An 11,241-nucleotide genomic window follows, 5' to 3' on the forward strand; every position below is an offset into this window, starting at 1 on the left:
AGATAGGCAGCACTCCGTGCTGCCTATCTTTTTTAGAGTTTGAATTGTCCTAAGACTCGTGTTGAGATTTAGTCATCATCACCACGTTCACGGCGTTCAATTTTGGCGATTGTACCAAAACCAGGGATTAGGCGACTAGGTAACCCAACAAAAACCACTCTCACAACTTGGGTAGAAGTATTGATGGAAGTGTTGGTAGAAGTATTGGTAGAAGTGTTAGTGGAAGTGTTAGTGGAAGTATTGGTAGAGGTGTTGCTAGAATTAGCGATCGCTGTCAACAAAGCTTGATAAGATACCTCACTAAAATAGTAGAGATTCTTCTTCTGGAAATTGATGAAAACAAGCTTATCTACACCATTACTATCACCAAGAACTACTGGATCAGTAGATTCTAATGTAGAGCCTTTGGACTCCAAATAACTCAGTAAAGCCTGATTGTTGACCAGCACAAGTAGGAATTTGCTTTTACCAGGAGCCAAGAGACTTGGGCTCAGTCCAACTAGCTTCAAAAGCTTCGGATTTTTGACAAGAATGAGAATGGTCTCAGTGCTAGTGTTTGGTATAGTGGTTGCGCTAGATGGAACAATCAGATTGCCACTAGTGATGTCGCCTTTCAGAGTAAACGAGCCATTACTGTTGTCTGTGGCAGTTGTAAGAGTACCGACCATGGCAGTCTTGGCATTAGAGAATGTACTAACTTTGGTCGGGATAGAACCAGATGCTAAACCAGTAGTACGCACTTCATCATCAACAGCAAATAATGATGATCCATTCAAATTCTCAAGAGTCTTAAATGTAAACTGAGTGAGTTGAGCGGTTCCAAAGGGAGTAAGCACCGTAGGAATGCTGTTACCAACTGTTGTGCCATCATTAAAGCGGGTGACATCAAACTTCCCACTAGTAATAGGAATAACGACAGTATTGGCTGGCAACGCCGAGATGTTGGCTGTAGGAACTTGGATAAAAGAGTCTTTTTGGATGGAGCCTGTTACTGTTGCTGGCGCTGCTAGAGCTGAGACATTCCCAGGGGCAGTTGTAGTAACAACTTTACCTTTGATGGTGGTGTCAGCATTTGTAAAGTTGGCTGTTGTCCCAGTATCAAAATTTACTGAGCCAGTGGATTTACCAACAATGTCAAAGTTATTGCCAGCAGTCAGATTTGTAGTTCCAGCAGTAGTTCCTGAAAGTGCAGAAATTTGAGCAGTTCCAACTGGAGTTAGTACAGTTACGGCTGTGCTATTAACGTTGTTTGTGGCTGCATTAGTCACGTTCACTGTAAAACTACCGCCAGTAATTGGTACTGATGTAGTTTGAGCCAGTGATGGAGATGCCGCGATCGCTGTTGCACTAAGTGTGATTGCGATCGCCCCCAAATTAAATGTGTATTGCTTGATCCGAGTTAGCATTTTATTGTCCTTCTTGAATATTTGTTGTGCGTGCTTGAGTAACTCTGAAACTAAGGCTTTGCTCACCAAAAGCTTCAGTTCGACGTAAATAGCTCGGAAGTAGTTCCATGTAAGAACTGATTTCAACCAAGACGACTAGGCTATTTCTATGGTTCCCTAAAATTTAAAAATATTTTCCCCTGTAAAATCTAAAAATGAGATGAACCCCGAAAATTGAGGGAGACACATGTGTCTCCCTCAATTTTCGGGGTTTGTTAATTAAAATTCCTAAAAATCGCAAATTTAATATAGATGGACGCAATGTATTACAAATTTAAACTCATAAAGTTGTGCTCCTGTGGGGCGTAACTTTATGGGTTTAAATTTGTTTTGTACAAGTACTTAAATAATGTGAGTTTGGGATCCAAGTATATAGTTGCAAAAATCTGATACATTTGGCTTAATCTGAACAATATTTTTTAGAATCAGCATCTGAGGTTGATGCCATGACTCAAAATCCCCTAGTTGAACAAGCCAAACAGGGCAACGTTAATGCGATCGCCTCGCTAATGAATCGGTTGCTCAAATCTCAAGCAATGTTGGCAAACGTTGAGCGTGATGGTGATCGCTTAGAAATTTTAATTGAGTCTGATTTGCGATCACTAGACGATGAGGTGCGAATTCCTAATCGGCAGGTACTAGTGGGAATGCTCAAAAAATGGTTTATCACCCTTGAAGTAAAAACAGTTTCTAGGATCACCGTATCTTGGCAACAAACAGGATTTGATGAACCTGCATGGACAGAGGAAATTTACTTAGTTGAGCAGGAAAATCGCAATATTAGTGAAAATGGCGGAATCACTGAGACTAAACAAAGTCCTAGAATACCTCCTTTACCAGTATTTCCGCCCAAATCTATGCCAGAGCAAAATGATTTCAGCGATCGCGGCAATAGCGAGAAAAATCCCGTAGCATCTAGTCCTGATCTAGATGAAATGTTTGGAGAAACCAGTTCTCCTAAATCTTTACCAAATATCAATCCAACTAGTTATCTCAATTCCGATTTAGATAATACTAGATCTTCTGCCCAAGATTCAGAGTTACTATTTCTTTCTGATATCCCTGTAATTCCTGACCCTGTAGAAATTAGCGATTTCCATTCTGACGAGCAATTTTCCCCTAATAAAGTTTCTTGGCAAGCTTTAATTAGAACTCCAATTTTTGCGATGCAACTTGCTCAGTATGTCGTTGTATGTGTGATTATTATCGTCACGTTGAGAGGAATTCATGCAGTCTTTGGTAGTAGCAAAGCTCCTAAATCTGCATCTATTTCACCACAATTGATAATAGATAAGTAAAAGCGGCACTTCGTACCGCTTTTACTTATCTATATAAAATGCCAAAATCATAGTCAGAAAGCTTGCTTAGTAAGGATTATTGTGTCAACTCAATTCCATGTTTGTATTACTTTAGGAACTCGTCCAGAAGCAATTAAACTTGCCCCGATCATTCATCTATTTAGAAATAATCCTCAGTTTCAAACTTCAGTAATTTTAACTGGACAACATCGGGAAATGGTGGAACAAGTAATGCAGTTATTTGAACTCAAAGCAGATTATGATTTGGATATCATGCAACCGAAGCAAACGCTTACCCAGATTACTTGCAATAGTTTGATCGGTTTAGAGAAGTTATACAAAGAAATTCAGCCCAATATTGTTTTAGTCCAAGGTGATACGACCACAGCCTTTGCCGCAGCTTTGGCAGCTTTTTATCAGCAAATTCCTGTTGGACATGTAGAAGCTGGACTTCGCACCGATAACCTATTTAATCCATTTCCTGAAGAAGCAAATCGTCGCTTAGTGTCGCAAATTGCTCAGCTTCATTTTGCCCCCACTTCAGCCTCAGTGGAGAATCTCAAAGTTTCTGGTGTTAAATCGGGCATTCACAATACAGGCAATACCGTAATTGATGCGCTGTTATATGTTTCGGGGCGATCGCCAAACTGTGAGATTAAAGGCTTAGATTGGAATGCCCATCGCGTTATCTTAGCAACCGTTCATCGTCGGGAGAATTGGGGAGAACCCTTGGTGCAAATCATTCAAGCATGGTTACAGATCTTGGCAGATTTCCCAGATGTGGCTCTGGTGCTGCCGATGCACCTCAATCCTGTGGTAAGAGAACCTTTAATCGCAAAATTGGGCAATCATCCGCGTATTTTCTTAGTTGAGCCTCTGGACTATGAACAATTAGTTGGGGCTATGCAGCGCTGTTATTTGATCATGAGTGACTCAGGTGGCTTGCAAGAAGAAGCGCCTAGTCTTGGTAAACCTGTTTTAGTATTGCGCTCTACCACTGAGCGTCCAGAGGCAGTTGCCGCAGGTACAAGCAAACTAGTCGGGACTAAAACTGCGGATATTGTGGCAGCGGCTTCTAAATTACTAGGTGATCGCCATGCCTATGAACAAATGGCAAATATTGCTAATCCCTTTGGCGATGGCAAATCCAGTCAGCGTATCCTAGATATAGTTCATGAATTTTTAAGCGATTTGCCCTGAAGAAACTCAAAAAGCTGCGCCGCAGCTTTTTGAGTTTCTTCTCAATCTACTATAGCAATCCTAAATGGGTTGTGAGAGTGCGCTCCTTCGGGGCGCACTCTCACAACCCTCCAAACCTTACAACTCATTTAGGATCGCTATATAAGAGATTGGTAATTGCTGTAAAAATGGTGGAGATTCGTGCAACCGATCAAATTTTATGCAAATTTCTAGACGCAAACTCCTGACAACCTTTGGGGTAGCAGCAAGTACAATATTTTTGAGTAACTGTACAGCTAAACCATCAGCAAACCAACCCTTCCAGATTAAAACTGATACCAAGGTGTCGGATAGCCCTGAAGTGCCATCGGTAAGACTTGGTATTATTCCATCGATTGAAGTTGCACCCATTTTAGTTGCTAAGAACAAAAAACTATTTGCTAAATATGGCATGACTAATGTGGAACTAGTTCCATTTCAATCGTGGAAAAATATCTGCGATCGCACGGAAATAGGAACAGAACTCGGCACAAGCGATAATGGCATTGATGGCGGACATTTTTATAGTCCTTTGCCAGAACTATTGAACGAGGGCTTGATTAATCGCCATACTCGAAAAACCGCTATGTATGTGCTGATGCGCTTGCATACTCATGGTGGATATATTGTTGTTTCCAAACGACTTAAGCCCTTTGGCATTCAATTGAAACCTACCACTTTCTCACCTTGGCAGGATGTCGCTAAGTTCTTTGGTCAGCCAATGCATGGTGCGATCGCTGAACTCGGTAGTAATTATGACCTATGGCTCCGATATTGGCTATCCTCAATGGATGTGATTCCTCAAAAAAATATTGATATTTTAGAGATTCCTTTTGATCAGATCATTCCACAAGTAAAACAGAATAAAGCTGACTTACTATGTTTAGATAGTTGGAACAGTCTTAAATTAATTGAAGCACATCTTGTTGATCCTGCGATCGCGATCGGAGAAATCTGGCGAAATTATCCAGGGGAAATTCTGGCTATGCGGGCTGATTGGGTCGATAAATATCCGATCGCTACCCAAGCTCTGATCCAATCAATTATGGAAGCGCAGATCTGGTGTGATGATCCTGCCAATGCTCAAGAGTTAGATACGATTTTAGCCCTAAGTTTTACTACGGATAGCCGCAATCTTATATCGCAACCCATCAAGATGTTTGCTCAGCTTTTCAAAAGTAGTCCTAAACAAAAAATGAGAAGACTGAAAATAGATAATCCTCATGCCATCAAATATTGGTCAAATGATGGGATCTCCGTTTCTTATCCTTATAAAAGTCACGATCTCTGGTTTCTCACTGAATATCGTCGATGGAATAATTTGCCTACTGATTTTGAGACTAAAGAAATCATTGATGCTGTAAATCGTGAAGATCTTTGGAAAAATGCAGCTAAAGCGATCGGGGTTCCCGATACGAATATCCCCATCTCCAATTCACGGGGAATAGAAACTTTTTTTGATGGTGGGACTTACGATCCTAATAATTTTGAACAATATCGAAAAAGATAAGTTCGTAGCCAAGCTTCAATCTCCTTAAAAAATTAATCTCTAAAAAGCCTTGCCGCTTGTGAATAAGGAGAGTACTATGCTGCGTTGTGCAATTGCTTAAAAGCAGTTAGCTTCGTTGATGTGAGGAGAATTTATGAAAACTTTTTTATACTTGTTTTTGTTTGGTTTACCAATTATTTATGGAAGTGCTGTCATGGCTGAGCCGATCGCTTCACCCTCGGCTACTCCCAAATCTACACGACAACCTCAACCAACTGAAACAAGTCAACTGCTAAATGAGCTTGACCAACAAAAACTCAATTATTCTCGCGATCTGCAAAATACAACACTCAATGCAACGACAGCGCAGAATGTCACCTCGATCTCACAACTATCTGATGTGCGATCGACTGATTGGGCTTTTACCGCTTTGCAATCTCTCGTTGAGCGGTATGGTTGCATTGCAGGCTATCCCGATCGCGCATTTCGTGGACAGCGCAACATAGCGCGTTATGAATTTGCCGCAGGTGTAAATGCTTGTCTCGATAAAATTAATGAAATTATTTCCTCTGGACTTGCCGATAAAGTCAGCCAAGAAGACCTTGCTGCCCTCAAAAAACTCCAAGAAGAATTTGCTGCCGAGCTAGCCACCCTCAGAGGTCGCGTTGATGCTTTAGATGCAAAGACAACAAAACTTGAAGTACAGCAGTTTTCGGCGACGACTAAGCTATTTGGTCAAGCTATCTTTGGTCTACAGGGACGCTTGGGTAACACCGCCGATTTAAATCCTCGTGATGGCGTTAAAGATACTCGCGATCCTGCGGCAACACTTACCTATGGTTATAACTTACAGCTAACGCTGCTGACCCAACTTAGCGATCGCAGCTATTTAATTACAGGCTTGCAGTCAGGTAATCTGAATACGGGTGCAGGGTTTAGCAATCCTCCTTATTTTCTCAACGATACATTTACTCGCTTAGGTTATGAATCTGATACTGGCAATCGGATCGTTTTGAGCGATTTATCCTATCGATTGGTGGTGAGTGACAAACTCGCAGTGATTGTGGGCGCTCAGGGTGTGAATCCGATTACGGTGTTTCGTGGCCCCAATCGCTATGAGAGTGCTGGTCAGGGAGCGATTTCGGCTTTTGCTCAACGTAACCCCATTCTTGGGTTAGGAAATACGCAAGCGGGGCTTGGCATTGACTGGCAGATTAGCGATCGCGCTAGCTTACAAGCAGTCTACTCAGCAGGGAATGGCTTTGACAGCGCTGCTAATCCTACAGGCAGTGGCGGCTTGTTTGCTGGCCCCTCAACAATCGGCTTACAGTTAGCGATGATTCCTGTTGATCGCCTTGATACTACACTTTATTACCTCAATTCCTACTCGACCAATGCACTTTTGGGGACTGGTGTGGGGGATAATATTATTGGCTCCCTTGGCTCCCGCTTATCTACCAATGCTTTTGGAGCTAACCTTGCTTGGCGAGCGAGTCGCAATTTGATTTTGGGAACTTGGGGCGGTTACACGACGACAAATGTTCTGGGTACGGGCTTGTCTGGTAAGGTTGACACCACAAATTGGATGGTATATTTAAATATGCCCAACCTGCTTTCTGAAGGTGATTTGGCGGGAATTTATGTAGGTCAACCACCCAAAATCACCAGTAGCACCATCAGCTTAAATGGTATCCCCGCTTTAAATTTGCCTAGCGCCATTTCAGGTACAGGTGGCATATTTGGATCACAACCCGCTAGTACGACTCATGTGGAGCTTTTTTATCGTTTCCGAGTCTCCAATCATATCAGTGTCACCCCTGGAGTTTTGTTTCTGTTTAACCCTGTTAATACCAGTAGCAGTGACATGATTACAGTTGGTACTTTGCGTACTACATTCTCGTTCTAATTTTAATTTATTAATGGAGGAAATCATGTCTAACTCATTAATGCTCAAAATATCGGCTGTCGCAGTTGCGGCGGGTGCGGCGGTGATGCAAATGCCCTCTGCCGAAGCGCAGATTGTAGCAGTACCAGTCACTGGCGGTGGCTTTGTGGTTCGATATGACACTACTGAAGGATTCAAAGCTAATTATACTGATGGTAACATTCCCACATTTGTAACTCCAGTTGGCACAATTGCGGTAACTGGCACTCCTAGTCTTCCTTTTTGGCAACCTGGAATTGTGATCGATGTAACTGATACCCCGATCGGTGTCGAGATCGATAACATTAATGGCAGTGTTTCGCTCAATGACGGCAGAAATGCCACACTTAACAATAGTCCAGCAAAGTTGCAAGCGATCGCTAAAGTGACTGGGGGAGATGAACCTTTTTTCCCTGACGAACCAACTTTTGGCACAGTTACCACGATTACAGCAAACTTCCGCAGTGGTTCGATCAATGTGCCGCAGTCTGCATTTAGTGCATTGCCATCACCACAATTTGTAATTCCGATTACAAATGGAACATTTACTCTCAATATTCCTGAAAATCAAGCTGCATTTCCCGTGATTACCTTTAATAGTGTCATCACACCTCTAGGAACTACCAATCTGACCTTTTCATTTCCTGCATCCGTTCCTGAATCTGATTCATGTGGATGCAGACTTTTCTTGCCTGTTGATAGCCCAGCAGATATTAGCGTTGTTGTGAATGGCACGATCGCGCTTAATGATGGACGTACTGCAAATATCAACAATCGTCTTGTCACATTTCAAGCCAATGCTAGAGTTACCAACCCCAGTGAATCTTCCTACTATGTCGCTGATGTTCCTTTTGAGCCTTATACGGTAACTGGAGAATTTAGCAACTTTAATCTTAGTATCCCAGCCTCGGATATTACCTCTCCTGTTGTAACGACAACTTCGCTACCATCCTTCCAACTCACCCAGTCTTCAGATCCGAATCTAGTTCCTGTGATCATTCCCGATCTCGATGATTCACCTCTTGCTAAAAGACGTTTTTAGTGGCTCAAGAACTATTGTCCAAACTGGATTAGATTTCATAAAAATTATTCACCCCAAATTTAGAAAAAGTTGATCGCTGTAATTCTCATTATGCCAAAAGAAGAAGAAAGCGCTTCGCGCTTTCTTCTTCTTTTGGGAGAATAGCGACAGCTATCCAAGTTGAGATCGCGTAACAGAGAATACGGAAAAAATTAATATTTAGTAACACAATTATTAAATAAATCCAAAATTTTGAATTCAAGCGCAATCAGTCTTCACTAAATTGGATAGATAGAAGTAAGAGATAGGATCGTAGGAAATGAAATTTGAGACACCCATCCAGCAAGCTTGTTACGAAAAAATTCAACCTTGGTTAAATGATTTGTACGAAAATGTTTATTCACCTCCCTACGATATGCCCGTATTTGTGTTGCCTCTAGGCTCAGCCACAGCTACCGTTGAAGTCTTGCCTTGGGGAAATACAGAAGCAATTATTTCTACTTGGTCTTATGTAGTTACGGGAGCGGAAATCACTCAAGATTTGATGAAATTTCTACTTAAAAAAAATTCTGAGCTGCAATTTGGTGTTTTTAGTATTGATGACGATGGCGATATTCGTTTTCATACTACCTTGGTTGGCTCCACCTGCGATCGCGACGAATTACAAACCTCAGTATCCTCAGTTCTCCAGACTGCTGATAAATACGATGATGCGATCGTTGAGGCTTGGGGTGGGGAAAGAGCTTTAGAGAGAAGTCTTTAAGAATTGATGTTGCGGCACGAAGCGCCGCAACATCAATTCTTGGATTTAAGGAAATTTTTGAAAGCATTGCAAAGCAACGTTTTCAAAAATTTCCTTGGTTTGGGTTTAAGCGCAAAGCTCTGTAATTATGCGGTAAACTCTTAGAGGTTTTAAGTAAATGGTAAGTTGCAGGCGTGAACTTTCAATCAGAAGCACAACAAGACTGTTATCACAAAGTAGCTGCTTGGCTACCCGAAATTTGCGATCGCGTATCCAATCCTGTTGCCCATAATCCAATTTTTAGTTTGCAGTTTGGTTCCGCAACGGTACTTGTGGAAATTAGACCATTTCGTGATTCAGAATCTATTATTTATATTTGGGCTTACGTGGCGACAGATGTTGAAGTAAGTGATGACCTCATGCTCTATTTGCTCAAACAGAATGATGTTTTCCGCTTTGGCGGCTTTAGTATGGAAGATGAAGGAGATATCAGGTTTCATGTAACTTTACTGGGTGGTTCTTGCCAACAAAATGAATTTAAACTGGCTCTGACTGAGGTTTTAGAAAGTGCTGATCACTATGACGATCTGATTGTGCAGCGTTGGGGTGGTCGCAGAGCCGCAGATGCTTTGTTTGATATTTAAAAGCTTGTTAGTTAATTCCGTTAATGTTTTTGCCTTTGTCTCAATCTAGTCGCGATCGCCATCCCCAACATCTTGCTGAAGTTGTGGCAACTTCTACTACTGAATTTTTAGCTCAATGCCTTGAACCTGACAATCTTGACTTCCCATTGATGCCAGCTTTTGGTAGTTGGGTAAAGTCACAACAGGATGAGAATAGCGATGTGATTGCCTATGGTGTGGTTTATCATGCTACGACAGCACCGATTGATTCGGTTCACCGTGCTGTTGCCCTAGGACTGAGCCTACAAGAACTGCGCGAACAACAACCCCAAATTTTTGCAATGCTCCGTTCCGAAATTAAAGTTGTATTACTGGGCTTTAGTTCTGTGGGCAATATCTATCAGCACTTACCTTCGCAACCACCCCAAATCCATCAAGCAGTTTATGGTTGTGAAGAATCAGAAATTGAGAACTTTACGGAAGAGTTAAACTTTTTAAGAACCTTAGTCCAGATGACGAATGCGCCTGTCGATGAGTTAATTGCTGCAGTATTACGAAATGTATATCAGGTGAGAAAATGCGATCGCAATTGGCTAGTTCAAGCAGGTCGCAAGCTTAGTATTTTATTAAAGGATGACTATGATCGCCTCGGTGCAATTTTAGGGCAAGTCCATCCTTTTGGGTAATGAAAAGCCTCACTGAGTGAGGCTTTTCATTACTTCTATAGCTTTTTCTAGTCTTGTTAGGACATAAAACCAGAAGACGAGTAGCGGCGCTTCGCGCCGCTACTCGTCTTCTGGTTTTATGTCCTAAGGCAAGTGATTACAAATATAACTACTGATTTTGGTTATATTTTTTGTAACGACCACATATTTTTCGGGATATAGCTTTATGCTGAAGGCGATCGCGAGGTTTGATATATATCGCTTTGCGCTCAAATCCAAATCAAGAGATTTTCTGATGGCAGCGTTTTATAACGAGTTACAAAAAGGTGATGTTACGGTTATAGAAGCATTACGCCGAGCGCAAGTTTCTCTGATTAAATCACCTAATTTCAATCATCCTAATTACTGGTCAGCATTTTTGGCGATCGGTAATGGATTGTAAAGTAATAAATTTGCTTAGCCTATAATTCTATATAAGTCCTTAGCCAAGAGTTAACTATGGTAGCCATCACCGAAGTGCGATCTCCGACCAACCCCACAGAAACAGAAATTATCTATCCCTCATCGGACGGTGAACCATTGGCAGAAACATAAGAACATAGTTGGGCAATCTTAATGACCCTAAATCTACTCTCGCAATATCTAGCAGACAAGCAGGCTGTTGTTTTTGCGAATCAGTTTTTTTATTACATTGAGCTAAGTACAGGACAAAAAATTAATGGAGTTAAAAAAGGCTTGAGAATTAAGATGAAGGTCAAAGATGAAGTGACGCAGAGAATCAAAACCAAGACGAAAAATGCTTTTAGGTAAGCGCCC

Annotated in this window: 10 protein-coding genes; 9 read left to right on the forward strand and 1 reads right to left on the reverse strand. The window is 41.6% G+C overall.

Annotated features, from left to right (window positions below):
- Positions 1-68 precede the first annotated feature (68 nt).
- On the reverse strand, positions 69-1,406 hold the full coding sequence (locus B9G53_RS24135) for a hypothetical protein (protein WP_094535987.1): 1,338 nt from the start codon (positions 1,404-1,406) through the stop codon (positions 69-71).
- A 485-nt stretch (positions 1,407-1,891) separates the two neighbouring features.
- Here B9G53_RS24135 and B9G53_RS24140 point away from each other — a divergent pair, with 485 nt between their 5' ends.
- The 9 genes from B9G53_RS24140 (at position 1,892) to B9G53_RS24180 (ending at position 10,867) form a co-directional block, all read left to right on the forward strand.
- Positions 1,892-2,743 carry a hypothetical protein gene (locus tag B9G53_RS24140; protein WP_094535988.1) on the forward strand — a complete coding sequence of 284 codons (852 nt, stop codon included), beginning with the start codon at positions 1,892-1,894 and terminating at the stop codon, positions 2,741-2,743.
- A gap of 78 nt (positions 2,744-2,821) precedes the next feature.
- The gene (wecB, locus tag B9G53_RS24145) at positions 2,822-3,943 is read left to right on the forward strand and encodes a non-hydrolyzing UDP-N-acetylglucosamine 2-epimerase (RefSeq protein ID WP_094535989.1); all 1,122 of its coding nucleotides are present in this window, start codon (positions 2,822-2,824) and stop codon (positions 3,941-3,943) included.
- Positions 3,944-4,142: 199 nt separating this feature from the next.
- Positions 4,143-5,471: a CmpA/NrtA family ABC transporter substrate-binding protein gene (locus B9G53_RS24150; protein ID WP_094535990.1), complete on the forward strand. Its 1,329-nt coding sequence runs from the start codon at positions 4,143-4,145 to the stop codon at positions 5,469-5,471.
- 133 nt (positions 5,472-5,604) lie between these two features.
- The gene (locus B9G53_RS24155) at positions 5,605-7,356 is read left to right on the forward strand and encodes an iron uptake porin (protein ID WP_094535991.1); all 1,752 of its coding nucleotides are present in this window, start codon (positions 5,605-5,607) and stop codon (positions 7,354-7,356) included.
- A 25-nt stretch (positions 7,357-7,381) separates the two neighbouring features.
- Complete coding sequence (locus B9G53_RS24160) at positions 7,382-8,416, forward strand: hypothetical protein (RefSeq protein WP_141211882.1); 1,035 nt, start codon at positions 7,382-7,384, stop codon at positions 8,414-8,416.
- Positions 8,417-8,714: 298 nt separating this feature from the next.
- A complete protein-coding gene (locus B9G53_RS24165) occupies positions 8,715-9,158 on the forward strand; it encodes a YbjN domain-containing protein (RefSeq protein ID WP_094535993.1) in 444 nt (147 codons plus the stop codon).
- Between the two features lie 173 nt (positions 9,159-9,331).
- On the forward strand, positions 9,332-9,781 hold the full coding sequence (locus B9G53_RS24170; RefSeq protein ID WP_094535994.1) for a YbjN domain-containing protein: 450 nt from the start codon (positions 9,332-9,334) through the stop codon (positions 9,779-9,781).
- A 23-nt stretch (positions 9,782-9,804) separates the two neighbouring features.
- Entirely contained in the window at positions 9,805-10,446 is a 642-nt protein-coding gene (locus B9G53_RS24175; protein ID WP_094535995.1) for a hypothetical protein, read from the forward strand.
- 157 nt (positions 10,447-10,603) lie between these two features.
- A complete protein-coding gene (locus B9G53_RS24180; protein WP_217901665.1) occupies positions 10,604-10,867 on the forward strand; it encodes a CHAT domain-containing protein in 264 nt (87 codons plus the stop codon).
- Positions 10,868-11,241: the final 374 nt, after the last annotated feature.

The sequence above is a fragment of the Pseudanabaena sp. SR411 genome (assembly GCF_002251945.1).
GTDB lineage: Bacteria > Cyanobacteriota > Cyanobacteriia > Pseudanabaenales > Pseudanabaenaceae > Pseudanabaena.